The following is a 23946-nucleotide window of genomic DNA, read 5'->3' on the forward strand; positions in this document are numbered from 1 at the left end:
TTCTCCCCGCACGGCCCGGTCGGTGGGTACGGTCCCCGAGCCTCGATTGTCGGACCGGGCACCTACTATGCCTCTTGACGGACCGTACGCAGGGGCCGGGTAGGGTGAGGCTGCCGCTCAGCGCCTTTCGGACCGCCGTATTCAGGATCATCGGGGCATCAGGGCTTGTTGGGGTGGATCGGGGAGATTCCGGTGGTCGTGCGGCAGGTGCCGTGCGGTGCCGGGATTCATGGGGCGCGGCCCCAGAAAGGGGAGCTGCGCGAGTGATGGCCACCGCGACGCCGCCACGGACTGGCACGGCCGCACCCGTACGCGGCGGGGTGACCCCGCATCCGAAGTCGAGCCCCGGCCGCTTCGGCCCGTTCCGACTGCAACAGCTCGTGCTGCTCCAGGTCGCCGCGGCCGCCCTGTTGGTGGCCTGGGTGGTGGAGCCGGTTCTGCTGGTTCCCGCCGGAATCCTGGCCCTGGTCCTGGTGATGCTCGCGGTCGTACGCCGTCACCAGCGCTCCCTGCCGGAATGGCTCGACGGCGCGCTCGCGCTGCGCGCGCGGCGGCGCCGGGCCGCTTCGCTCACCGTGCCCACGGGCACCGAGCCCGGGCTGGCCCCGCTCGTCGAGGCCGATCCCGCGCTGCGGACGCTCACCTTCAGCGACCGTGACCGGCGGCCCGTCGGGATGGTCGGCGACGGCACCTTCCTGACCGCGGTCGTCCAGGTGGACACGGACGCGACCGCGCTGCGGCCCGACCGGGCGGAGCGGCCGCTGCCGCTGGGCCTCGTACGGGACATCCTCGAAGTGGACGGCATCCGGCTGGAGTCCGCGCAGCTGGTGCAGCACACCCAGCCGGCTCCGGCCCCGCACCTGCCGGCCCAGTCGATGGCCACGCGCAACTACGCACCGCTGCAAGCCCGGACGGGGACGCCGGCGGTGCGGTTGACCTGGATCGCCCTCAAGCTCGACCCGGAGCTGTGCCCCGAGGCGGTCACCGCGCGCGGCGGCGGACTGGCGGGCGCGCAGCGGTGCGTGGTGCGGGCGGCGGACCAGCTGGCGAGCCGGCTGACGGGGGCCGGGTTCAAGGCCACCGTGCTGACCGAGCAGGAGCTGACGGCGGCGCTGGCCACCTCCTCGTGCGCGAACCCGATGGCGATCACCCAGGCGGGCCGGTCGGCCAGCACGGGGCGGCGTACGGAGGAGACCCCGCGGACCTGGCGCTGTGACGACCGGCGACACACGACGTACTGGATAGCGCGCTGGCCGCAGCTGGGCGGCTCGGGGGCGGCGCTGCCGCAGTTCGTGGCGCTGCTGACCTCGCTGCCCGCGCTCGCGACCAACTTCAGCCTCACGATGTCCTCCGCCGAGCGACAGGGCGTGACCCTGGCCGGACACGTACGGGTGACGGGGCGCAGCGACGAGGAACTGGTCGCGGCCCGCCGGGAGTTGGAACGGACGGCGCGTGGCGTGAAGGCCGGCCTCGTCCGGCTCGACCGGGAACAGGTACCGGGGCTGCTGGCTTCGCTGCCGCTGGGAGGGGCGCGATGAGGGGCGGTTTCGGGCTGGTCGGCCCGCGCCGGGAACGGCACGTGGTGGCCGCCGCGGATCTGGACTCGCTGGCGCTGCCCGTCGGGGACGACGGGGTCGTCATCGGCGTGGACTCCGGGGGGAAGCCGGCGGTGCTCGGCATCAACCGGCCGACGCCGTACGAGGTGACGCTGATCGGCGGCCTGTGGACGGCGCAGGTGCTGGCGCTGCGCGCGGCGGCCACGGGTGCGCGGGTCGCGGTGGAGACCGGGCGCGGGCACGTGTGGTCCGGGCTGGCCCAGGCGGCGGGTGGCGGGCAGCAGTGCGTGACCCTGCACGAGGTGGGCCGGATCCCGCCGCAGGGCGCCTCCGCGGGCAGCCCGGTGCTGGTGATCCGCGATTGCGGGATGCGGCCGCCGCGCGGGCGCGTGGTGGCCGGGCCCTGGCAGTCGGTGCTGACCCTGCTGCCGTACCTGAGCCCGACGGCGCCGCGGCTGCTGCAGCAGTCCGCGCTGGTGGGCGTGCAGCGGGTGTCCCCGGACGAGGCGGAGCAGATCGGCCGTCTGATGAACCTGTCGCGGCGGGCGGTGGATTCGCTCCCGACGCTGGGTGACGGGGTGACGCTGTGGTGTACGCCACGGGACCGGCAGTTCGTCATGACCCAGGGGACGGAAGCGGAGACGGGCCTGCTGGGCGGGGCCCGGCGCATCGACTGACCGTCGGGCGAACATCCACCGAACGTCGACCGAACATCGTTCACCTTGGATCGGCGCCCGGTTGACCGGGGTTGACCGTTGCCGTGGTCGCGACCGCGCGGGGCCGGGCCGACGGGGGCGGACACGGGCGGCGGGCCGCGATTAGGCTGGGCGCGGGCGCGCGTCGAGGTGGGCGCCGGACCAGTGTTCGACAGACCAGGAGGACCAGTGAGCGGCGATCGGAACGAGAGGCGCGGCGGGACGTGGGACGTCCCGACGGACGATCAGTCCGACGCGGAGCCCGAACTGACGGGCGAGTTCACCATCGACTACACCCCGCCGGCCTGGTACACCCAGGGCGCGAGCCCGGCCGCGGTGCCGGGGCTGCCCGAGGGCAGCGGCTTCGAGCCCCACCGCCCGTCGGAGGTGACCTCTCCCCCGACGATGCGCGTGGGCCCGCCGGCACCCCGCCCGGCCCCCGAGGCGGCGTCCGCGCCGCCGGCTCCGCCGGCCAACACCGCCAGCCCCGACGCGCCCACGGCCCCGGCCGAGGCCCTCCCGGCGTACCCGGCCCTGCCCCTGCCCCCGACGCCCGTCGGCGGCACACCCGCGCCCGACGCGCCCACGGCCCCGGCCGAAGCACTGCCTTCGTACCCGGCGCCCGAGCCCCCCGCGCAGTACGCGGCCCCGGCCCTGCCGACGACGCCCGCGCCCGACGCGCCCACGGCCCCGGCCGAAGCGCTCCCGCCGTACCCGGCCCTGCCCTCGGCGCCCGACAGCGGCACACCGGCCGACGACGCCCCCGCGCAGTACGCGGTCCCGGCCCTGCCGACGACGCCCGTGAGCAACACGCCCGCGCCCGACGCACCGACCGCACCGGCCGAAGCGCTCCCGCCGTACCCTGCGCTGCTCTCGGCGCCGGACGGTGGCACCCCGGCCCACGAGGCCCCCGCGCGGTACGAGGCCCCGGCCCTGCCGGCGACGCCCGATGGCGGCGCCGCTTCGTTCGCGCCCCCGAGCGAGCCGCTCCCGTCGTACCCGGCGCCTGTCGCAGACGCGTCCGGGCCCGCCGCCGGGCCGCACGACACCCCCGCCGACGGGGTCCCCGTGCTGCCGGCCGCCTCCGGGGACGCGCCGCGGGTCGGCGCGGAGACCCCGTTCGGGGGACCCGGAGGTGAACTGCCGCCGCTGCCGCCCGCCTTCGCCGCCGAGCAGGGCTACGCCTTCGCACCGCCGCAGGCCCAGCAGCAGCCGCAGCCGCCTCAGCCGCACCCGCAGGCCCAGCAGCCGCCGCAGGCAGCCCCGCAGGCGACCCCTCAGTACGACCCCCGTTCCGGCGCCCAGTGGCAGGCGAGCCAGCAGCCGTTGCCGCCGCAGCCCCACGACCCCCGTTACTCCTCCGGCCAGACCACCGGTGGGGCGCCGCTCGGCTACACCGCCGCCGTCGAGTTGTCCTCGGACCGCCTGCTGCGCAACAGGCAGAAGCCGAAGAGCAACAACAACGCCGGCGGCGGCCGCTTCCGTTTCGGCGGCAAGGCGGCGGAGGCGGAGCGTCAGCGCAAGCTGGAGCTGATCCGCACGCCGGTCATGTCCTGCTACCGCATCGCCGTGATCAGTCTGAAGGGCGGTGTCGGCAAGACCACGACGACCACGGCCCTCGGCGCCACCCTCGCCACCGAGCGCCAGGACAAGATCCTGGCCATCGACGCGAACCCCGACGCCGGCACCCTCGGCCGTCGCGTCCGCCGCGAGACCGGCGCCACGATCCGGGACCTGGTCCAGGCGATCCCGTACCTGAACTCGTACATGGACATCCGCCGGTTCACCTCTCAGGCGCCCTCCGGTCTGGAGATCATCGCCAACGACGTGGACCCGGCCGTCTCGACGACGTTCAACGACGAGGACTACCGCCGCGTCATCGAGACGCTGGGCCGCCAGTACCCGATCATCCTCACCGACTCCGGCACCGGGCTCCTGTACTCCGCCATGCGCGGGGTCCTGGACCTGGCCGATCAGCTGATCATCATCTCGACCCCGTCCGTGGACGGCGCCAGCAGCGCCAGCACCACCCTCGACTGGCTCTCCGCGCACGGGTACGCCGACCTCGTCTCGCGCTCCCTCACCGTCATCTCGGGGGTCCGCGAGACCGCGAAGATGATCAAGATCGAGGACATCGTGCAGCACTTCGAGACCCGCTGCCGCGGAGTCGTCGTGGTGCCGTTCGACGAGCACCTCGCGGCCGGTGCCGAGGTCGATCTCGACATGATGCGTCCCAAGACGCGCGAGGCGTACTTCAACCTCTCCGCGCTCGTGGCGGAGGACTTCATCCGGGCCCAGCAGCAGGCCGCCCAGGGCCACTGGGGCGCTCAGCAGCCGCAGCAGCCCCAGCCGCACCAGCAGCCCCCGTACGGTCAGCCCCAGGGGCCGCCGCAGTACCAGCAGCAGCCTCCGCCGCAGGCCCCGCAGCAACCCTACGGCCAGCCGTACCCGCAGCCGGGCCAGCCCTGGCAGCAGCCACCGGCCCCGCAACAGCCCCCGCGCGACCCGCGCCTCGGCTGAGCGGCCGAAGCACCGAACGACCGAACGACCGAGGGCCCGTACACCGGTACGGGCCCTCGTCGTTCACGTCCATCCGGCCGCGGCGGTGGCGCCGCCGTCAGCGCTGCGCGTCGTACGCGTCCGTCAGCACCCGCGACCGCTTCACGTCGTCCGCGATCGCCTCCAGCAGCCCGTCGAGCGACTCGAACTTCGCCATCCCGCGCACGTACGCGAGGAAGTCCACCGCCACGTGCATCCCGTACAGGTCCAGCCCGATCCGGTCGATCGCGTACGCCTCCACGGTCCGCTCGGTGGCGTCGAACTGGACGTTCGTCCCCACCGAGATCGCGGCGGGCATCCGCTCGCCGGCCGCCGTCAGCCAGCCCGCGTACACGCCGTCCGCCGGGATCGCGGTGTGCGGCGCGGTCTCGACGTTCGCCGTCGGGTAGCCGAGCTCGCGGCCGCGCTGCGCACCGCGCACCACGACGCCCTCGACCCGGTGCGGCCGGCCCAGGATCTCGGCCGCGCCGTCCATGTCGCCCTCGGCGACGAGCTTGCGCGCGAGCGTCGAGGAGAACGGCACGCCGCCGCCCGCATCGCCCCGCTCGACCAGGTCCACGACGTCGACCTCGTAGTCGTACGTGGAGCCCAGCTCGCGCAGGAAGTCGACGTTCCCCGCGGCCCGGTGGCCGAAGCGGAAGTTCGGCCCCTCGATGACGGCCCGCGCGTGCAGCTTGTCGACGAGCACCTTCACGATGAAGTCGGCCGGGGACAGCTGCGAGAACTCCGCCGTGAACGGCAGGATCAGCAGCGCGTCCACGCCCAGCCCGGCCATCAGTTCGGCGCGCCGGTCGTACGGCGCCAGGATCGGCGGGTGGCTGCCGGGGCGCACGACCTCGCTCGGGTGCGGGTCGAAGGTGACCACGACCGACGGGACGCCGAGCTCGCGCGCCTTCGCCACCGCCCGTCCGATGATCAGCTGATGACCCCGGTGCACACCGTCGTAGGAGCCGATGGTGACGACGCTGCGTCCCCAGTCCTGGGGGATGTCCTCCAAGCCACGCCAGCGCTGCACTGTGACCGCTCCTCGCCCGAACCCGTTAGGCCTTGTATTTGAATGCCGATTACAGGTCTAAGACTGCCATGCCGGTGCCCGGTGCCCCGCATCGGCGTCTGGATGCGACAACTGCCATGTCAGATCGTCACGTCACATCCTGCGCAGCTCTGCTGAGGGTCTCCACCGTCCGCCGTGCGCTCGGCCCCAGCAGGGCCGCCGCTTCCGCTCCCGCCTGCGCCAGCCAGCGGGCCACGAGCGCCCCGAAGGCGGGGGCGGTCCGGGTCAGCTCCACCGTCCGACGCTCGAACACCGCCGCCCCACCGGGGGCCCGCAGCAGCTGCCGCCCGGTGCGGCGCAGCAGCTCCCGCGTCCGGTCCTCCGGGCGGGCGGCAGCCCCGGCCGCGAGGGAGCCGAGGAAGGCGTCGAGCACCAGCGGGTCGGCCTCCTCGCGCAGCAGTACGTCGGCCAGCTCGCTCCGCAGCGCGTACGAGGACTCCCCGCCCGGAGCGGCCAGTACGGCGGCCAGCTCGGCCCGGACCGAGGCCGGCGCGGTCCGCAGCAGGTCCAGCACGAGCGGGCGTACGACGGGGCCCGCGGCCGGTCCCTGCTCCAGGCGCAGGTCCACGAAGGCGGCGGCGTGCGGTGCGTCCTCGGGGCACCGCGCCAGGTGCTCCCGTACGAGTTCGGCCGCGCGGCGGGCGAGCCCCGGCGTGGTCAGCGCGGCCAGGGCCCGCACCACCTCGCCGTCGGCCCGGGCCCGCAGGGCGTCGAACACCGCGTCCGGATCGGGCAGCACGGGCAGCGCCGTGACCAGCGCCGAGGCGGGCAGCCGGGCGCCGTGCTCGGGGTCGCGGAAGCAGGCCAGGGCGTCCGGCAGATAACGGCCGCGCGTCTGCGGGTCGCGGAGCAGCGTGGCGAGAGCGCCGGCGTGCAGGGTGGCGTCGGTGGGGCGGGCGAGCAGCGCCTGGGCGGCGTAGCGCAGCAGCTCGCGGTCGGCGGGGGTGCGCACGTGGGGGGCGGTGGCGAGCCCGTACGCGGCCGCCGCGACGCGCCGCCCGGGGCGTTCGTCGTGGGCCCAGCGGTCCACGGCCCGGCACATGGCGGAGGGCTCCTCCTCGGCGAGTGCGGCGAGCAGCTCGTCGGCGCGGGGGTGCCCGGCGGTGACGAGCTGCTCGGTGAGGTCGTCCAGGGCGAGCCGGCGGTGGGTGTGCAGCAGGGCCTGGGCGGCGCCGGCGACGGTGGCGCCGGGGCGGCCGCGCAGCCGGCGGCCGTCGCCGAACCAGGCGCAGAGCAGTGGCTGGACGGTTTGCGGGTCGCGGGCGGGCGGCGGGCGGCGGCGTCGAGGTAGCGGTCGCCGGGGACGGCCTCGGCGGGGTCGGCGGGCAGGAGGCGGCGCAGCAGGTCGAGGCGCTCGGGCTCGGGCAGCCGCAGCCGGTTCCAGAACCAGCCGCCGAACTCGCCGGGCCCGGCGCGCGCCACGTGCTCGGCCAGCGCGTGCAGGACGGGCAGGTGGGGACGGGCGTCGGGGGCGCGCAGCAGGCTCTCGCGGAGCAGCCGGCCGGCCCACCACCCCGCCTCGCCCCGGCTCGCCAGCCCGGCGACCCCGCCCTGCCCGGCTGACCCGGTGAGCGTGCCTGGCCCGGCTGGCCCGGCTGACCCGGCTGACCCGGTGAGCGTGCCTGGCCCGGCTGGCCCGATGAGCGTGGCCGGCTCTGCCGGTGCGGCATCCCCGGCTGGCCCGACCGGCCCGGGTGACCTGCCCGGCCCGGACGGCACGCCTGCCGGTTCCGACGGGGACGGGGGTGTGCCGGGGCGTCCCCGCAGGGCGCCGAACGCAACCACCGCCCGGCCCTCCGACCCCTGGAAACGTTCGGCGCCCGAGGAGACGCCCCGGCGCGCCACCGGCCCCGGCGGAACCCCCTCGACCCCGCCGGAGCGGCGCAGCCCACCGGCCTCTGACCCCGGCGGGACCCCCTCGCCCCCCTGAGAGCGGCGCAGCCCCCCGACCCCCGGCCCCGGCGGTGCGGCCCGCTCGGTCATGGTGTTGAGGGCCTCGACCAGGTGGGTGAGTTCGGTGCGCAGCCGGTCCGGGGGGAGCCTGCGCAAGGCCTCCAGGACGGGGCCGATGCGGTGGCGTGGCACGGGCAGGCCTTGACCGGTGGGCTGGTGGACGAGGGCGCGGAGGGCCGCCGGGACGTCCAGGTGGCCGGCCTGGAGCCAGTCGGACAGTTCCTCGTGGGCGAAGCGGTAGCCGGGTCCGGCGGGCACGAGCAGCCCCTCGGTGATCACGGCTGAGGCCCAGCCGGTGCGCCACGGGAACAGTTCCTCGAACGCGGCCCGGTCCAGCTGCCCCTGCCCTGGCCCGAGGCAGCGGCGGGCGGCCTCGTGCACCCTCCCGGCCACGCGCGCCGCCAGCCGCCGCACGCCGGGCCCGTGGACCCCGCCGGCAGCGGCGGCGATCCGGACGGCCACCCGCAGGGCCACCAGGTCCAGGTGGGTGGCGAAGACCTCGTCCCGGCCGGGCCGCCCGGCGGTGACCCCGGCGGCGCGGATCCCGGCGAGCAGGCGCAGGGTGAGCGGGTGCCGGGCGTCGGCCTCCTGGACGGCGTCGGCCGGGATGCCGAGACGGGCCCGGGCAGTCTCGGCCTCGGCGGGCGCGAGGTCGCCGAGCGGCAGTGCGGGCGGCAGGCGGCGGGCGGGGCGGGCCGGTGTGTGCAGCACCTCGGGCGGGTAGAGCGCGCCGGCCGCCTCCCAGTACTCGGGCCGCGCGGCGACGACCAGCCGGGCGCCGGCCCCCCGCAGCCACGCGACGGTGGCTTCGGTCCAGGGGCCCGGGCGGTGCGCGAGCTGGGGCGGCATCTCCTCGGGGGCGTCCAGCACCACGACCAGGCCCCGCCCGGCGGCGGCGGCCGCGCGCGCCACGGCGTCGGCAATGCCGTTCGCCTGCGGCGGGCCGGGCGGGGTCGACGGGGTTCCGCCAAGGTCGGGCGCCGGGGGGCTGCGCCGCTCCGGCGGAACTTGGCACGTTCCGCCAGCGCCCGGCGCCGCGGGGCTACACCGCTCCGGCGGGGTCGAGGAGGTTCCGCCAAGGTCGGGCGCCGGGGGGCTGCGCCGCTCCGGCGGGACTTGGCACGTTCCGCCAGGGTCGGGCGCCGCGGGGCTCCGCCGCTCCGGCGGGGGCGACGGGGTTCCGCCGGCGCCGGGCGCGTGCCGGGGCGTCTCCTCGGGCGTCGAACCTTTCCAGGGGTCGGAGGGCCGAGGGTGGTGGTGTTCGACGCCCTGCGGGGACGCCCCGGCACACACCCGACCCCGGCTGGGTCGGTCCGGGGTGGCGAGGATGCGGGCCGTCGTTGTCAGGGCGCGGGTGGCGGCGTCGGCCAGGGAGGTGTCCTGGGCGTGGAGGTCCGCGCCGCGGAGCCAGAGGGTCGGGGCCGGGCTGGAGCCGCGGGATCGACGGGCGGCCAGCGCGGCCAGGGCGGTGGTGCGGCCCGTGCCCGGGCTTCCGACCAGGGCCAGGACGAGGCTGTTCCCCGCGGTGAAGGCGTCCAGTTCGGCCGCGATGGCCGGCCGGTCGATGGGGGCGGGCTCCGGATCGTCGGCCGCGCCCAGGGTGGTTCCCGTGAGTTCCAGCGCGCCGGCGAGGTTCAGGTCCGCGCCGTAGGCGGGTACCGTCGCCGCGTTGCGGTCCAGCAGCTCGGCCAGGGGGCCGCCCGGGTCGGCCTTGGCCGCCGCGCGGAGGGCCACCGCGAAGCCGCCGCCCAGGACCGCGAGCACGGCGCCGGTTTCCGCGTCGAGGACCGGACCCCCGCACGCCTCCCCGCCCTGCCGCAGCGCGTCGCGCCCGTCGGTCCCGATCGCCAGCTCAACGACCAGTGCGTGAAGGGCCAGTACCCTCGCCTGCCGCCACCCGCGCGCGGGGACGCGTACGTACGCCCCCTGCGGGATCGGATCGCGCATCGCCACCGGCAGCGGCCGTGCCCCGAGCCCGTGGGCTTGTACGAGTGCCAGTGCGGCTCCCGGCAGGAGGGTGATGTCCGTGGACAGGCAGGTCCTGCCGTCCGGCCCGTGCAGCAGCACCCGGGTCAGCCCGGCCACGGCCTCATGGCTGGTGACCACCGTTCCGCGGTCGTCGGCGACGAATCCGCTGCCGCGCGCCCGCCCGGCCTGGTCGCAGATTTTGACGAGCTCCGCCATGGCCGCACCACCACTCCCCCGCAACACTTCCGTGCTCACGACGGTAGGCAGGCGAAGATCAGCACGGAAAGCACGCGAGGTGAAAGCGCCCCCTTACGCTCCCTCCATTCACTCCGAGCGCCTGCTCGGACGGGTGAATACCGGGGTTCGGGTGGATAGAGACCTACCCGAGGGGGGTCGTGGAGCGGTGAGCGTCAGGTCATCGGCGCTCACCGCTCCACGTCAGACGAATACCGCCAGGGACTTGGCCTTGCCGGCCTTGTTCTCCACGAGACCGAGCAGCGTTCCGTCCGGTCCGAAGACCGCCACGGTCCGTCCGGTCTCGTAGGCGTCCGGCATTTCGATCCGCACGCCGTTGGCGAGCAGCGAGGCCCGCCGGGCGTCCAGGTCCCAGCGCGGGAAGGCGGCCGCGGCCGCCTCGCCGATCGGCATGACGGTCAGCTCCTCCTGGAGCTGGTCCAGCGTCCGCGCCCGGTCGAGCTTGTACGGGCCGACGCGCGTGCGCCGCAGCGCGGTGAGGTGGCCGCCGACACCGAGGTCGGCGCCGAGGTCGCGGGCGAGGGCGCGGATGTACGTACCGCTGGAGCAGACGACGGAGACGACGAGGTCGACGACCTTCGTGCCGTCCTCGGCCTCCGTCTCGCGCATGTCGTACACCTGGAACGAGGAGATCGTGACCGGTCGGGCCGGGATCTCGAAGTCCTCGCCGTCGCGGGCGCGCTTGTAGGAGCGCACGCCCTTGATCTTGATGGCGCTGACCTTGGACGGGACCTGCATGATCTCGCCGGTCAGCTTCGCGATGCCCGCGTCCACGCCCTCCCGGGTGACCCCGGTGGCGTCGATGGACGAGGTGATCTCGCCCTCGGCGTCGTCCGTCAGGGTGTTCTGGCCCAGGCGGATCGTTCCGAGGTACTCCTTCTCCGTCAGCGCGAGGTGGCCGAGGAGCTTGGTGGCCTTCTCGACGCCCAGGACCAGCACGCCCGTCGCCATGGGGTCGAGCGTGCCGGCGTGGCCGACGCGGCGGGTCTTGGCGATCCCGCGCATCTTGGCGACCACGTCGTGCGAAGTGAAGCCGGACGGCTTGTCGACGATGACAAGGCCGTCCGGCGTCTTTCCTGCGTTGCTGCTCATTCCGCGGCTGCGTCCTCGTCGGAGTCGTCGGCGTCCTCGTCGGGCTTCTTGTACGGGTCGGCGTCGCCGGCGTACTGCGCGCCCGAGGAGACCTCGCGCACGTGGGCGTCGGAGGCGCGCGCCTTGTCGAGGAGGTCCTCGATGGTCTTGGCGTTCTCCGGGAGGGCGTCCGCGACGAAGGTCAGGGTGGGCGTGAACTTGGTGCCCGCCGCCCGGCCGACCGCGGAGCGCAGTACGCCCTTGGCGCTCTCCAGGCCCGCTGCCGCGCTGGCCCGGTCCTCGTCGTCGCCGTAGACCGTGTAGAAGACCGTGGCCTCCCGCAGGTCGCCGGTGACCCGGGTGTCCGTGATGGTCACGTGCGTACCGAGGCGGGGGTCCTTGACGCCGCGCTGCAGCTTCTCGGCCACCACCTCCCGGATGAGGTCCGCCAGCTTCTTCGCCCGCGCATTGTCGGCCACTGGTCCGTCTCCTTCTTATGTCTTGCTATCAGTCTTCATCACCGTGGAGGCGCCGTCGTACGGACAGCAGCTCCACTTCCGGACGTGCCGCGACCAGCCGCTCGCAGCGGTCGAGTACGTCCGAGAGGAACCCCGTGTCCCCACTCACGAGAGCGACCCCTATGCGGGCCCTGCGGTGCAGGTCCTGGTCGCCCACTTCCGCCGCGCTCACGGAGAACTTGCGTTGGAGCTCGGCCACGATGGGCCGGATCACGGAGCGTTTCTCCTTCAGCGAGTGGACGTCGCCGAGGAGCAGATCGAAGGACAGAGTCCCCACGTACATGCAGTTCCGGATATCCCGCCGGTGCGGGTTCGGTGGCCTGCCGGCCGTCGCTCGGCAGGGTCACCAGAACCGTACACGCAACGGCCGGGGCCGATCGACGGATATTCCGTCGACCGGCCCCGGTGTTACGAGTTACGACACGGTGCGAACCGCCTCGCGCTTACGCGCGGGGCTTCTCGCGCATCTCGTACGTCGCGATGACGTCGTCGATCTTGATGTCGTTGAAGGAGCCGAGGTTGATACCGCCCTCGAAGCCTTCGCGGATCTCGGTGACGTCGTCCTTGAAGCGGCGCAGACCGGAGATGGTGAGGTTCTCGGCGACGACCTTGCCGTCGCGCAGGAGCCGCGCCTTGGTGTTGCGCTTGACCTCGCCGGACCGGATGAGGACACCGGCGATGTTGCCCAGCTTGGACGAGCGGAAGATCTCGCGGACCTCCGCCGTACCGAGCTCGACCTCTTCGTACTCCGGCTTGAGGAGACCCTTCAGGGCCGCCTCGATCTCCTCGATGGCCTGGTAGATCACCGAGTAGTAGCGAACGTCGACGCCCTCGCGGTCCGCCATCTGCGCGGCACGGCCGGCCGCACGGACGTTGTAACCGATGACGATGGCGTCGGAGCCCATCGCCAGCGAGATGTCGGACTCGGTGACCGCACCCACACCGCGGTGCAGGACGCGGATGTCGACCTCTTCACCGACGTCGAGCTGGAGCAGCGAGGACTCGAGGGCCTCGACCGCACCGGACGCGTCGCCCTTGATGATGAGGTTGAGTTCCTGGACCAGACCGGCCTTGAGGACCGAGTCGAGGTCTTCCAGGGACACCCGGCGGACGCGCTTGGCGAAGTTGGCGTTGCGCTCACGCGCAGCACGCTTCTCGGCGATCTGACGGGCGGTGCGGTCCTCGTCGACGACGAGGAAGTTGTCGCCGGCGCCGGGGACGTTGGTGAGACCCAGGACCAGGACGGGGGTCGACGGACCCGCTTCCTCGACGTTGTTGCCCTTGTCGTCGAGCATGGCGCGCACTCGGCCGTAGGCGTCGCCCACGACCATCGTGTCGCCGACGCGGAGGGTACCGCGCTGGACGAGGACGGTGGCGACGGCACCGCGGCCGCGGTCGAGGTGGGACTCGATCGCAATACCCTGAGCGTCCTGCTCCGGGTTGGCGCGGAGGTCGAGCGAGGCGTCGGCGGTGAGGACGACGGCCTCGAGCAGGGAGTCGATGTGCAGACCCTGCTTGGCGGAGATGTCGACGAACATCGTGTCGCCGCCGTACTCCTCGGCGACCAGACCGAACTCGGTGAGCTGACCGCGCACCTTGACCGGGTCGGCACCCTCGACGTCGATCTTGTTGACCGCGACGACGATCGGGACGCCGGCGGCCTTGGCGTGGTTGAGCGCCTCGATCGTCTGCGGCATGACGCCGTCGTTGGCCGCGACCACGAGGATCGCGATGTCGGTCGACTTGGCACCACGGGCACGCATGGCGGTGAACGCCTCGTGACCCGGGGTGTCGATGAAGGTGATCTTGCGGTCTTCTTCGTTGACCTGGGCGCTGACCTGGTACGCACCGATGTGCTGCGTGATGCCGCCGGCCTCGCCCGCAACGACGTTCGTCTTGCGGATGGCGTCGAGCAGTCGGGTCTTACCGTGGTCGACGTGACCCATGACGGTCACGACCGGCGGACGCGGCAGCAGGTACTCCTCGCCGCCCTCGTCCTCGCCGAACTCGATGTCGAAGCCCTCGAGGAGCTCGCGGTCCTCTTCCTCCGGGCTGACGATCTGAACGACGTAGTTCATCTCGCCGGCCAGCATTTCGAGGGTCTCGTCGGAGACGGACTGCGTGGCAGTGACCATCTCGCCGAGGTTCATCATCACGGCGACGAGCGACGCCGGGTTGGCGTTGATCTTCTCCGCGAAGTCGGTGAGGGAGGCACCGCGCGACAGGCGAACGGTCTCGCCCTGGCCGCGAGGCAGCATCACGCCGCCGACGGACGGGGCCTGCATGGCCTCGTACTCCTGGCGCCTCTGACGCTTGGACTTGCGACCACGACGGGCCGGACCACCGGGACGACCGAAGGCACCCTGCGTGCCACCACGGGCACCGGGACCACCGGGACGACCACCGAAGCCGGGACGACCGCCGCCACCGGCACCGGCCGGACCGCCGCCGAAGCCGCCACCACCGGGACGCGGGCCGCCGAAGCCGCCACCGCCGCCGGGACGCGAGCCCGGACCGGCCGGACGACCGGCGAAGCCGCCGCCCGCGGGACGACCGGCGCCACCGGGACGCGGACCGCCCGCACCGGGACCACGGCCACCGGGGCCGCCACCGGGACGGGGACCGGGACCACCGGCAGCGGGACGCTGCGGCATCATGCCCGGGTTCGGACGGTTACCACCGGGAGCACCACCCGGACGCGGGGCGCCGCCCTGCGGACGGGGCATGCCGCCCGGGGTCGGACGGGCGCCGCCGGGACCCTGGGGACGCGGAGCGCCACCGGGACCACCCTGCGGGCGGGGAGCACCCTGGCCGCCACCGGCGCCGGGGGCACCGGGACGGGGAGCGCCGGCCGGACGGGGCGCCTGCGGGCGCGCCATGCCGGTGGAGCCACCAGAGGTGAACGGGTTGTTGCCCGGACGGGGACCGGCCGGACGGGCGCCCTGCGGACGCGGGGCCTGGGCGCCGCCCGCGGGGCGGGGGGCCTGGGCACCGGGAGCACCGGCCGGGCGCGGGGCGCCGGGACGGGCGCCGGCCTGGCCACCCTGGGCCGCCGGACGCTGCTGCGCCGGACGGGGACCGGGAGCCGCGGCGGGACGCTCGGTGCGCGCCGGGGCGGCCGGGGCCGCCGGAGGCGCGGAGAACTCGGTCGCCACGGGTGCCGCCGGAGCGGGCTTCGGGGCGGCCGGGGCCTTCGGGCCGGGACGCGGGCCGGGGGCGGCCGGAGTCACCGGGGCGCCGGCGGCCGGGGCCTCGGCAGCGGCGGGCTTGGGAGCCACCGGTGCGCCGGGCTTCGGGGCAGCAGGACGTGCCGCGGCGGCCGGGGAGGGCGCCGCGGGCTTGGCAGGCGCGGCCTTGCGGGGCGCGCCGGGCTTTGCAGCGGTCTTGCCGGCGTTGCCGCCGGGCCCCTGCAGTGCGTCAGTCAACTTGCGTACAACCGGCGCCTCGATCGTCGAGGACGCCGAACGGACGAACTCACCGAGTTCCTGGAGCTTGGCCATGACGACCTTGCTCTCAACTCCGAACTCCTTTGCGAGTTCGTATACCCGGACCTTAGCCACTTCGCTCCTTTTAGGTCCGGGTTACGCCGGACCGTTGCTACTTCATGGGCGTACTCATCGCGTACTCATCGAGTGCTCATCGCAATCTCGACCTACTTCCAACTCGCGAGGTACCTGACCGCACGGGGTATCCGTGCCGTTCTACGTCTTACGGTGTCGCCTCGGCCTGACCGGCCAGGGCTTTGTGCAGTTCCGCGGTGTCGAGCGTTCCGGCTGACCGGAGGGCCCGGGGGAACGCGCGGCGGCGGACCGCCTGGTCGAGGCAGACCACGGCAGGGTGCACGTAGGCACCCCGGCCGGGCAGCGTACCGCGAGGATCGGGGACGCATTCGCCCTCGATCGCCACGATGCGCAGCAGATCGCTCTTGGCCGCTCGCTCCCGACACCCCACACAGGTGCGTTCGGGGCATGCGCGGGCTTGCGTCCGGCCAGACACGCTAAGTCTACCTCCCCGTACCGACCTCACCCCTTCAGGCGAAAAATCGAACGGACGTTGTCGTGTTATTCCCTGTCTACCGTCCGGGAAGCCCCGGCAGGTACCGGTTTATTCCCCGCCGCGGTCCCGGTCGTCCCGATCGCGGTCCGTGTCCGGCTCGGTGTCCGGGCGGATGTCGATGCGCCAGCCGGTGAGCCGTGCGGCGAGGCGGGCGTTCTGGCCCTCCTTGCCGATGGCCAGCGACAGCTGGTAGTCGGGCACGGTCACTCGTGCGGAGCGGGAGTCCCAGTCGACGACCTCGACCTTGCTCACCCGGGCGGGTGACAGCGCGTTCGCGACCATCTCCGCCGGGTCGTCCGACCAGTCGACGATGTCGATCTTCTCGCCGTGCAGCTCGGCCATGACATTGCGCACGCGGCTGCCCATCGGGCCGATGCAGGCGCCCTTCGGGTTCAGGCCCGAGCGGGTGGACCGGACCGCGATCTTGGTGCGGTGACCGGCCTCACGGGCGATCGCCGAGATCTCGACGCTGCCGTCGGCGATCTCCGGGACCTCCAGCGAGAAGAGCTTCTTCACCAGATTGGGGTGGGTGCGCGAGAGGGTCACGGACGGACCGCGGACGCCCTTCGCCACGCGCACGACGTACGCCTTCAGGCGCAGACCGTGCGTGTACTCCTCGCCGGGGACCTGCTCCTGCACCGGCAGGATGGCCTCCAGCTTGCCGATGTCGACGAGGACGTTCTTGGGGTCCTTGCCCTGCTGCACGACGCCGGTGATGACGTCGCCCTCCCGGCCGGCGAACTCGCCGAAGGTCAGGTCGTCCTCGGCGTCGCGCAGACGCTGCAGGATCACCTGCTTGGCGGTCGTCGCGGCGATCCGGCCGAAGTCGGACGGGGTGTCGTCGAACTCCTTGGGCTCTTGGCCCTCTTCGAGGTCCCTCGGGTCTTCCGTCGCCCACACGACCACGTGACCGTTGGTGCGGTCCAGCACGACGCGGGCGCGGCGGAAGCTCCCCTCGGTCCGGTGGTACGCGATGAGGAGGGCCGACTCGATCGCTTCGACGAGCAGGTCGAAGGAGATCTCCTTCTCCCGGACCAGACCCCGCAGGGCACTCATGTCGATGTCCACGGCTACGCCTCCTCTTCCTTCTTGTCCTTGCGGTTGAACTCGATCTCGACACGCGCCTTGGCGATGTCGGTGAAAGCAATGCGGCGGGCGGTGGCCTTGCGGCCCTTCACGCCCGGAACTTCGAGGTCCATGCCCTCGTCGTCGACGTCGAGGATGCGGGCGATCAGTTCCCCGCTCTCGACCAGCTGGAACTTCACGAGACGGCCGACGGCCCGTACGTAGTGGCGGTGCTCGGTCAGCGGGCGGTCTGCGCCCGGGGAGCTCACTTCGAGGACGTACTCGTCCTCGCCCATCACGTCGGTCTCATCGAGCTTGTCGGAGACCTCGCGGCTCAGCTCCGCACACGCGTCCAGCTCCACGCCCTCGTCGGAGTCCACGATGATCCGCAGCATCCGGCGCTTGCCCGCCCGGGACATCTCGATCTCTTCGAGGTCCAGGCCCTTGGCGGCGACGAGCGGCTCCAGCAGTCCGCGCAGCCTGTCGCTCTGGGTGGTGCTCATCCGGGTGACTCCTCGGCCGCGTGTGCTGTTGTGGTTTACGTCGTGTGTCAGGTCAAAGGGTATCCGGTCGCGGAGGGTGTTGCCGTCCGCCCTGTGGACGGGGCCCCGGGTACCGTGATCACACCCTGCCCCGCCATCACCCCCGAGGACGTCGCCGTGCCCTGGACCCTGCCTTTCAGGCCCTCCCGAAGGAGCCTGCTCGCCGGCGCGGCCGGCGCGGCGGGCGCCGCGCTGCTCACCGGCTGCTCCGGCGGCTCCTCACCCGAGGAAGAAGCCGGGATTTCCCTCGAACGGCGGATGCGGGAGGCGGCCGTTCGTGACAGCGAGCGACTGCTGGAACGTTACGACGCCACGCGCGCGGCCCATCCGGCCCTGGCCGAGCGCCTCGCTCCGCTGCGCGCGGCCGTCGCCGCGCACGCGGCGGCCCTGTCCCCGACCGCCGCGGGCTCCCCCACCCCGTCCCCCGCCGCCCCGTCGGGGGCGGTCGAGGCAGCCGCGCCGACGGCGAGCGCCGAGCCGGTGCCCCCGAAGCCCGCCGAGGCGCTGACCGCCCTCGCGGCCGCGGAGCGCAAGCTGTCCGAGACCCGCATCAGCGACCTCGACGGCGCCCCCGGGGAACTGGCCCGGCTGCTCGCCTCGGTGGCCGCCTGCGGCGCCGTCCACGCCCATCTGCTGACTTCCAACCCCGGAGCCGCGTCGTGAGCGCCGAACCCTCCCCCGCCGGGAACGCCCTGGTCGCCGCCCAGGCGGCGCTCGCCGCCGAGCACGCGGCGGCGTACGCATACGGGGTGATCGGCGCGCGGACCGCCGGCGCCCGCGCGACCGAGGCCCGGGAGGCCTACGGCGGCCACCTCGCGCGACGCGACGCGCTCACCCGGAACGTGCGGGAGCTGGGCGGCGCGCCCCGGGCCGCGGAGGCCGCGTACGCCCTGCCGTTCGAGGTGCGCGGCGCCGCCGACGCCGAGCGGCTGGCCGCCGAGATCGAGGACCGGGTGGCCGGCGCGTACTCCGACCTGGTGCGGGCCGCAGAGGGCCGACTGCGCCGCGAGGCGGCCGACGCGCTGAGCGCCGCGGCCGTGCGCGCGGCACGCTGGCGTGGTGTCGGCGTAGCCTTCCCTGGGCTCCCGGAACGATCGGAACGAGCCAAGCAAAGCTGAAAGGGACCACGCACGCATGGCTTTCGAACCGCCGCAGCGGCTTGTGAGGGCGCTCGGCGAGATGCCGCAGACGGAGCAGGACGCGGACTGGCTGGGGCGGCTGCCCGGGCTCACCGACGCCGCGCTGTCCCGGCGCGGGGTACAGGCCCAGCGGGTGCAGGCCCCGGGCGGCCGGAGCAGTCTGGTCGTCCTCGTCCGGTACGCCGACGGGACCCCGGCCGCGCTGAAGCTGGCGCCGCCGTACGCCCGGCCCGACCTGGAGCTGGCCGCGCTGGCGCACTGGGGCGGTTTTGGAGCCGTACGGGTGCTCGACACGCGGTACCACGACGAGGACGGGGCGCTGCTGCTGGAGCGGCTGCACGCGGAGGTGTCGCTGAGGTCGCTGCCGGAGGCGAAGGCGCTGCTGGAGGCCTGCGGCACGCTGCGCAGGCTCTGGGTGGCCCCGCCGGCCGGGCACGGCTGGGAGACGGTGGCCGCGCGCACGAAGCGGCAGTGCGAGGCGCTGCGGGAGGCCCCGGCGGAGGTCCGGGAGCTGGCCGACACGGCGCTGGCGATGCGGGAGGAGCTCGTGGCGTTTCCGGGCGAGGAGCTGCTGCTGCACGGGAACTTCCGGCAGGGCAAGGTCCTCGCGGGCGATCGGGCGCCGTGGCTGACGGTGGGTCCCGAGCCGCTGGTCGGTGAGCGGGCGTACGACCTGGCGCGGCTGGTCCGGGACCGGTTGGAGGACCAGGTGGCCTCCTCGACGGGTGCGGCCGGCGCACGGCGGCGGGTGCAGCGGCTGGCGGACGCCCTGGAGGTGGACCGGGAGCGACTGCGGGGCTGGACGCTGTTCCGGGCGGTGGAGTCGGGCAACCGCGCGCTGGCCGCAGGACGGCACCGGGACGCGGAGCAGTTGCTGGAGTTCGCGGCCTGGCTGTAGGGCATACCGTAAGTAGGTAGGTATGCAGGTATGTCCGGTGTGTCCGGCAGGGGGCCGTCATGGTCGAGGAACTGCTGACAGCGGCAATCGCCGCCGGTGTGGGCATCGCGGTCTACGTGGGCGCGGCGGCCCGGGTGGTGAAGCAGTACGAGCGGGGCCTGGTCTTCCGCTTCGGCCGGCTGCGCGAGGAGATACGGCCGCCCGGCTTCACCGTGATCGTTCCCGGGGTCGACCGGCTCCGCAAGGTGAACATGCAGATCGTGACCCTGCCGGTGCCGGCCCAGGAGGGCATCACCCGGGACAACGTCACGGTGCGGGTGGACGCGGTCGTGTACTTCAAGGTCGTCGACCCGGCCAGCGCGATCGTGGCGGTGGAGGACTACCGCTTCGCCGTCTCGCAGATGGCGCAGACCTCGCTCAGGTCGATCATCGGCAAGTCCGACCTGGACGACCTGCTGTCCAACCGGGAGATGCTCAACCAGGGCCTGGAGCTGATGATCGACAGCCCGGCCGTGGGCTGGGGCGTGCAGATCGACCGGGTCGAGATCAAGGACGTGTCCCTGCCGGAGACGATGAAGCGGTCGATGGCCCGGCAGGCGGAGGCGGACCGGGAGCGGCGGGCGCGCGTGATCAACGCGGACGCGGAGCTCCAGGCCTCGCACAAGCTCGCCGAGGCGGCGGGCGTGATGTCGGACCAGCCGGCGGCGCTGCAGCTGCGCCTGCTGCAGACGGTGGTGGCGGTGGCGGCGGAGAAGAACTCCACCCTGGTCCTCCCCTTCCCGGTGGAGCTCCTGCGCTTCCTGGAACGCGCCGCCCCGCCTCCGGCGACGGGCCCGGGCGCGGAGGGTGCGGCCGTGCCTCCGCCGGCGGCAGTGGTCCCCGGTGCCGGTGGCGAAGTCCCGCCGGCGGTCACCGGCGCGGGGCCCGATGCCCCCTCGCCTGCCGCGGCCCTCGGTGGGGACGAGCCCGCGCCGTGGCCCGGCTCGGCCGCCGAGGGGGCCGGCCCCGACGGGACCGGTCCGGCCCTCGGGGCCGTGGACGGGTCGGCGCCGCCGGACGACGGGCCGCCGGAGTAGCCGCTGCGCGGAGCCGTCCCCTACCCGCCCTTCCACCGTTCCCTGGGCTCTGCCCAGACCCGCGCAGCGGCACTTCCAGCCCCGCCGGCGTTTGAGGCGCGGGGTCTGGGGCGGAGCCCCAGGCAGCGGCGCCGCGGCCGGCGGGGGTGGCGCGCAGCGGCACTTTCAGCCCCGCCGGCGTTTGAGGCGCGGGGTCTGGGGCGGAGCCCCAGGCAGCGGCGCCGCGGCCGCGCACCGGCCGGTCAGCCCCCGGCAGGGGTCAGGCGGGACAGGGCCTCGGCCAGGGGGAGTTCCTCGCGGTGGCCCGTCGCGCGGTGCTGCAGCTCGACCACCCCGTCGGCCGACCGGCGGCCCGCCACCAGGATCCACGGGACGCCGATCAGCTCCGCGTCGGTGAGCTTCACCCCCGGGGACAGGCCCGGCCGGTCGTCCAGTAGGACCCGGAGCCCCCCGGCGGACAGCGCGTCGGCCGCCTGCTCGGCCAGCGCGAGCGGCCCGGCCTTGCCCGCGGCCACCACGTGGACATCGGCCGGGGCCACGGCCGCCGGCCAGCACAGCCCGCGTTCGTCCGCCGACTGCTCGGCCAGCGCGGCCACCGCCCGGGAGACGCCGATGCCGTACGAGCCCATGGTGACCCGGACCGGCTTGCCCTCCCGGCCCAGTACGTCGAGCCCGAACGCGTCCGCGTACTTCCGCCCCAGCTGGAAGATGTGGCCGATCTCGATGGCCCGGTCGAGCCGCAGACCCGCGCCGCAGGAAGGGCACGGGTCGCCCGGTTCCACGACCACCACGTCGAGGTACCGGTCGACCTCGAAGTCCCGCCCGCAGACCACGTTCCGGGCGTGGGTGTCGACCCGGTTGGCCCCGGTGACCCAGGAGGTGCCCGGCGCCACCCGCGGGTCCGCCAGGTAGCGGACCTTCTCCAGGCCCTGCGGGCCCACGTAGCCGCGTACGAGATCGGGACGGTCGGCGAAGTCCTCGGCGGTGACGAGCTCGACCACCGCCGGTGCCAGGTGTTCGCCCAGCTTGCCGAGGTCCACCTCGCGGTCGCCCGGCACGCCCACGGCCACGATCTCGCCGTCCACCTTCACCAGGAGGTTCTTCAGCGTCGCGGAGGCGGGTACGCCGAGCTGCGCCGCCAGGGTCTCGATCGTGGGGGTGTCGGGGGTGTCCACCTCCTCCGGCGCGGGGTGCTCCCCGGCGGCCGGCGTCAGGGGGAAGGTGACGGCCTCCGTGTTCGCCGCGTAGTCGCAGGAGGGGCAGTCGACGAAGGTGTCCTCGCCGGCCGCCGCCGGGGCCAGGAACTCCTCGGACGCCGAGCCGCCCATCGCCCCGGACACCGCCGACACGATCCGGTGGTCGAGGCCGAGGCGGGTGAAGATGCGGACGTACGCCTCGCGGTGCAGCCGGTAGGACTCCTCCAGGCCCTCGTCGGAGACGTCGAAGGAGTACGAGTCCTTCATCTGGAACTCGCGCCCGCGCAGCACCCCGGAGCGGGGCCGTGCCTCGTCCCGGTACTTGGTCTGGATCTGGTAGAGCATGACCGGCAGGTCCTTGTACGAGGTGCACTGGTCCTTCACCACGAGGGTGAAGATCTCCTCGTGGGTGGGGCCGAGCAGGTAGTCCGCGCCCTTGCGGTCCTTGAGCCGGAACAGCAGGTCCCCGTACTCCGACCAGCGCCCGCTGACCTCGTACGGCTCCTTCGGCAGCAGCGCGGGCAGCAGCACCTCCTGCGCGCCGATCGCGTCCATCTCCTCGCGGACGATTCGCGAGACGTTGTCCAGGACCCGCTTGCCGAGCGGCAGCCAGGTCCACACCCCGGCCGAGCTGCGCCGGACGTAGCCGGCGCGGACCAGCATCCGGTGGCTGAGGGTCTCGGCGTCGGCCGGGTCCTCGCGGAGGGTCTTGGCCATGAGACGGGACATGCGCTGTACGGGGTGTGTGGCGTGCTGTGTGGACATGACGGGAGGCTACCGGGGCCGGCGCGCACCCGGGAAACGGCTTTTACGGGCGCAGGAGCGGGAGCTCGGCGCCCATCACGGCGTACGGGAGGCTCGCGCTCGGGAAGTGGACCTGGCGGGCGAGGTCCTTGTAGCCGAGGGCCCGGTAGAGGCCCCGGGCGGGGCTCTCGGTGTCGATGGCGGAGAGGATCGAGCGCGACTCGGCGGCGCTGTCGGTGATGCGGGTGATCAGCTCACGGCCCACGCCGTGTCCCTGGAAACCGGGGTGGACGTGCAGTTCGGTGATCACGAAGGAGCCGTCGAGCCAGCCGTCGTGGCCGCCGGCCCGCAGGTAGGGTTCGACGATGCCGGACCACCAGTGACTGCGGTCGTTGGGCATCCCGTAGACGAATCCGGTGAGCGCGCCGTCCTCGGTGAACGCGCCGAGCGCGCGGGCTCCGGGGCAGGTCATGTGGCGTTGGACGATGTAGCGCCGGATGCCGACCTCCTCCTCGCTGAGGCCGAAGGCGACGGCCTGCACGCGCAGGGCCTCGTCCACGCGGTCGGCGAGGTCGAGGGGGCCGATGCGGAGTCCGGAAGGCAGCATGCGGCGACCTTACTGCGCGGTACTGGGCGGCCGGAATGCCGGCCCCCCGGTCACGGGCCGATTCAGGGCGTTCAGAAGAGCACGCTCATGAACGCGCCGACTTCGCGGAAGCCGACGCGCCGGTACGCGGCTCGCGCGGCGGTGTTGAAGTCGTTCACGTACAGGCTGACCACGGGTGCGACGTCGCGCAGGGCGTAGTCGACGACGGCGGCCATGCCGGCCTCGGAGTGGCCGCGGCCGCGGAACTCGGGGGCCACCCACACGCCTTGGATCTGGCAGGCCTTGGCGGTGGCGGCGCCGATCTCCGCCTTGAAGACGACCTTGCCGTCCTCGACGCGGGCGAAGGAGCGGCCGCTGCCGACGAGCTCGGCGACGCGGGCCTGGTAGAGCAGTCCGCCGTCGCCGGCCATCGGGGAGATGCCGACCTCCTCGGTGAACATGGCCACGCAGGCGGGCATGATCAGGTCCATCTCGTCCTTGCGGATCCGGCGGACCAGGGGGTCGGGGGCGACCGTGGTGGACGCGTGCTCCATGACCATGAGCGGCTGGTGGGAGCGGACGTCGCGGGCCGGTCCCCAGGTGGGTTCCAGGAGCTGCCACAGCAGCCGGGTGGGCTCGGCCGGGCCGACGATGGAGGAGCAGCGGCGGCCGGTGCGGCGGGCCCGGTCGGCGAAGGCGCGTACGGCGTCGGGTTCGGCGCAGACGGGGACCAGGTTGGCGCCGGCGTAGCAGAGGGAGCGGAGCTCCCCGTCGGCGTACCAGCCCCACATCTCGCCGCCCAGGCGCCAGGGGTCGAGTCCCGCGACCTGGACCCGGGAGGTGACGAAGGCGTTCTCGACCGGCGCGCGTCCGAGGACTTCGAGCGCGGCGTCGAGATCACTGGGCTCAAGGACCCGGGTGGTGGTCTGCGTCAACACTGGGGCCTCACCGTACAAGTCTGCTGGTCTCCGCACTGTACCCGCCGCGACCGGAGCTTGCCCGGTCCCACGGGTCA

General features: G+C 73.9%; 20 protein-coding genes. 7 read left to right on the top strand and 13 right to left on the bottom strand.

The window, feature by feature from the left end; all coding sequences use genetic code 11:
- The first annotated feature begins 266 nt into the window (after positions 1–266).
- From eccE to ACFV9H_RS27870, 3 genes are all read left to right on the top strand, one after another.
- The gene (gene eccE / locus ACFV9H_RS27860) at positions 267–1538 is read left to right on the top strand and encodes a type VII secretion protein EccE (RefSeq protein ID WP_385403294.1); all 1272 of its coding nucleotides are present in this window, start codon (positions 267–269) and stop codon (positions 1536–1538) included.
- Positions 1535–2233 (top strand): hypothetical protein, encoded by a 699-nt coding sequence (locus ACFV9H_RS27865; RefSeq protein WP_385403297.1) that lies wholly within the window; start codon positions 1535–1537, stop codon positions 2231–2233. Before eccE ends, ACFV9H_RS27865 begins: the two co-directional genes overlap by 4 nt.
- Before the next feature lie 207 nt (positions 2234–2440).
- Entirely contained in the window at positions 2441–4771 is a 2331-nt protein-coding gene (locus tag ACFV9H_RS27870) for an SCO5717 family growth-regulating ATPase (RefSeq protein ID WP_385403299.1), read from the top strand.
- 97 nt (positions 4772–4868) lie between these two features.
- On the opposite strand, the gene ACFV9H_RS27875 is transcribed toward ACFV9H_RS27870, so the two are convergent.
- From ACFV9H_RS27875 to rimP, 10 genes are all read right to left on the bottom strand, one after another.
- Positions 4869–5825, bottom strand: a complete 957-nt coding sequence (locus tag ACFV9H_RS27875) for a bifunctional riboflavin kinase/FAD synthetase (RefSeq protein WP_385403301.1) — start codon at positions 5823–5825, stop codon at positions 4869–4871.
- Positions 5826–5952: 127 nt separating this feature from the next.
- Entirely contained in the window at positions 5953–6603 is a 651-nt protein-coding gene (locus ACFV9H_RS27880; RefSeq protein ID WP_385403303.1) for a hypothetical protein, read from the bottom strand.
- Positions 6522–10001, bottom strand: coding sequence for a hypothetical protein (locus tag ACFV9H_RS27885; protein WP_385403305.1), 3480 nt, complete (start codon positions 9999–10001; stop codon positions 6522–6524). Before ACFV9H_RS27885 ends, ACFV9H_RS27880 begins: the two co-directional genes overlap by 82 nt.
- Positions 10002–10223: 222 nt before the next feature.
- Positions 10224–11132: a tRNA pseudouridine(55) synthase TruB gene (truB, locus tag ACFV9H_RS27890; RefSeq protein ID WP_385403308.1), complete on the bottom strand. Its 909-nt coding sequence runs from the start codon at positions 11130–11132 to the stop codon at positions 10224–10226.
- Positions 11129–11590 carry a 30S ribosome-binding factor RbfA gene (rbfA, locus tag ACFV9H_RS27895; protein ID WP_385403311.1) on the bottom strand — a complete coding sequence of 154 codons (462 nt, stop codon included), beginning with the start codon at positions 11588–11590 and terminating at the stop codon, positions 11129–11131. Before rbfA ends, truB begins: the two co-directional genes overlap by 4 nt.
- A 28-nt stretch (positions 11591–11618) precedes the next feature.
- Entirely contained in the window at positions 11619–11912 is a 294-nt protein-coding gene (locus ACFV9H_RS27900) for a DUF503 domain-containing protein (RefSeq protein WP_356847816.1), read from the bottom strand.
- Between the two features lie 160 nt (positions 11913–12072).
- Positions 12073–15189, bottom strand: a complete 3117-nt coding sequence (infB, locus tag ACFV9H_RS27905) for a translation initiation factor IF-2 (RefSeq protein ID WP_385403314.1) — start codon at positions 15187–15189, stop codon at positions 12073–12075.
- 148 nt (positions 15190–15337) lie between these two features.
- A complete protein-coding gene (locus ACFV9H_RS27910; RefSeq protein ID WP_385403316.1) occupies positions 15338–15625 on the bottom strand; it encodes a YlxR family protein in 288 nt (95 codons plus the stop codon).
- 108 nt (positions 15626–15733) lie between these two features.
- On the bottom strand, positions 15734–16753 hold the full coding sequence (gene nusA, locus ACFV9H_RS27915) for a transcription termination factor NusA (protein WP_385403318.1): 1020 nt from the start codon (positions 16751–16753) through the stop codon (positions 15734–15736).
- Positions 16754–16755: 2 nt separating this feature from the next.
- Entirely contained in the window at positions 16756–17253 is a 498-nt protein-coding gene (rimP, locus tag ACFV9H_RS27920; RefSeq protein WP_365174760.1) for a ribosome maturation factor RimP, read from the bottom strand.
- A 114-nt stretch (positions 17254–17367) separates the two neighbouring features.
- Here rimP and ACFV9H_RS27925 point away from each other — a divergent pair, with 114 nt between their 5' ends.
- From ACFV9H_RS27925 to ACFV9H_RS27940, 4 genes are read left to right on the top strand one after another with little or no spacing between them, the layout of a single operon-like run.
- On the top strand, positions 17368–17955 hold the full coding sequence (locus ACFV9H_RS27925) for a hypothetical protein (protein ID WP_385403321.1): 588 nt from the start codon (positions 17368–17370) through the stop codon (positions 17953–17955).
- On the top strand, positions 17952–18410 hold the full coding sequence (locus tag ACFV9H_RS27930; RefSeq protein WP_385403323.1) for a DUF4439 domain-containing protein: 459 nt from the start codon (positions 17952–17954) through the stop codon (positions 18408–18410). The genes ACFV9H_RS27925 and ACFV9H_RS27930 overlap by 4 nt, the downstream gene beginning before the upstream one ends.
- Before the next feature lie 16 nt (positions 18411–18426).
- The gene (locus ACFV9H_RS27935) at positions 18427–19329 is read left to right on the top strand and encodes an aminoglycoside phosphotransferase family protein (RefSeq protein ID WP_385403325.1); all 903 of its coding nucleotides are present in this window, start codon (positions 18427–18429) and stop codon (positions 19327–19329) included.
- A gap of 59 nt (positions 19330–19388) precedes the next feature.
- On the top strand, positions 19389–20405 hold the full coding sequence (locus tag ACFV9H_RS27940) for an SPFH domain-containing protein (protein WP_385403327.1): 1017 nt from the start codon (positions 19389–19391) through the stop codon (positions 20403–20405).
- 242 nt (positions 20406–20647) lie between these two features.
- Here ACFV9H_RS27940 and ACFV9H_RS27945 read toward each other — a convergent pair whose 3' ends face one another.
- The 3 genes from ACFV9H_RS27945 to ACFV9H_RS27955 form a co-directional block, all read right to left on the bottom strand.
- Positions 20648–22366 carry a proline--tRNA ligase gene (locus ACFV9H_RS27945; protein ID WP_385403330.1) on the bottom strand — a complete coding sequence of 573 codons (1719 nt, stop codon included), beginning with the start codon at positions 22364–22366 and terminating at the stop codon, positions 20648–20650.
- Between the two features lie 43 nt (positions 22367–22409).
- The gene (locus ACFV9H_RS27950) at positions 22410–22952 is read right to left on the bottom strand and encodes a GNAT family N-acetyltransferase (protein ID WP_385403333.1); all 543 of its coding nucleotides are present in this window, start codon (positions 22950–22952) and stop codon (positions 22410–22412) included.
- Between the two features lie 71 nt (positions 22953–23023).
- Positions 23024–23866 (bottom strand): GNAT family N-acetyltransferase, encoded by an 843-nt coding sequence (locus ACFV9H_RS27955; protein WP_385403335.1) that lies wholly within the window; start codon positions 23864–23866, stop codon positions 23024–23026.
- Between the last annotated feature and the right edge of the window lie 80 nt (positions 23867–23946).

It is taken from the genome of Streptomyces sp. NPDC059874 (assembly GCF_042731135.1).
In the GTDB taxonomy this organism is placed as follows: Bacteria; Actinomycetota; Actinomycetes; order Streptomycetales; family Streptomycetaceae; genus Streptomyces.

What these genes read in the sequence shown, in the direction of transcription:
- eccE (WP_385403294.1), top strand. Translation starts at nt 267, where the DNA reads ATGGCCACCGCGACGCCGCCACGGACTGGCACGGCCGCACCCGTACGC.
- ACFV9H_RS27865 (WP_385403297.1), top strand. Translation starts at nt 1,535, where the DNA reads ATGAGGGGCGGTTTCGGGCTGGTCGGCCCGCGCCGGGAACGGCACGTG.
- ACFV9H_RS27885 (WP_385403305.1), bottom strand. Translation starts at nt 10,001, where the DNA reads ATGGCGGAGCTCGTCAAAATCTGCGACCAGGCCGGGCGGGCGCGCGGC.
- truB (WP_385403308.1), bottom strand. Translation starts at nt 11,132, where the DNA reads ATGAGCAGCAACGCAGGAAAGACGCCGGACGGCCTTGTCATCGTCGAC.
- ACFV9H_RS27900 (WP_356847816.1), bottom strand. Translation starts at nt 11,912, where the DNA reads ATGTACGTGGGGACTCTGTCCTTCGATCTGCTCCTCGGCGACGTCCAC.
- rimP (WP_365174760.1), bottom strand. Translation starts at nt 17,253, where the DNA reads ATGAGCACCACCCAGAGCGACAGGCTGCGCGGACTGCTGGAGCCGCTC.
- ACFV9H_RS27935 (WP_385403325.1), top strand. Translation starts at nt 18,427, where the DNA reads ATGGCTTTCGAACCGCCGCAGCGGCTTGTGAGGGCGCTCGGCGAGATG.
- ACFV9H_RS27940 (WP_385403327.1), top strand. Translation starts at nt 19,389, where the DNA reads ATGGTCGAGGAACTGCTGACAGCGGCAATCGCCGCCGGTGTGGGCATC.
- ACFV9H_RS27945 (WP_385403330.1), bottom strand. Translation starts at nt 22,366, where the DNA reads ATGTCCACACAGCACGCCACACACCCCGTACAGCGCATGTCCCGTCTC.
- ACFV9H_RS27950 (WP_385403333.1), bottom strand. Translation starts at nt 22,952, where the DNA reads ATGCTGCCTTCCGGACTCCGCATCGGCCCCCTCGACCTCGCCGACCGC.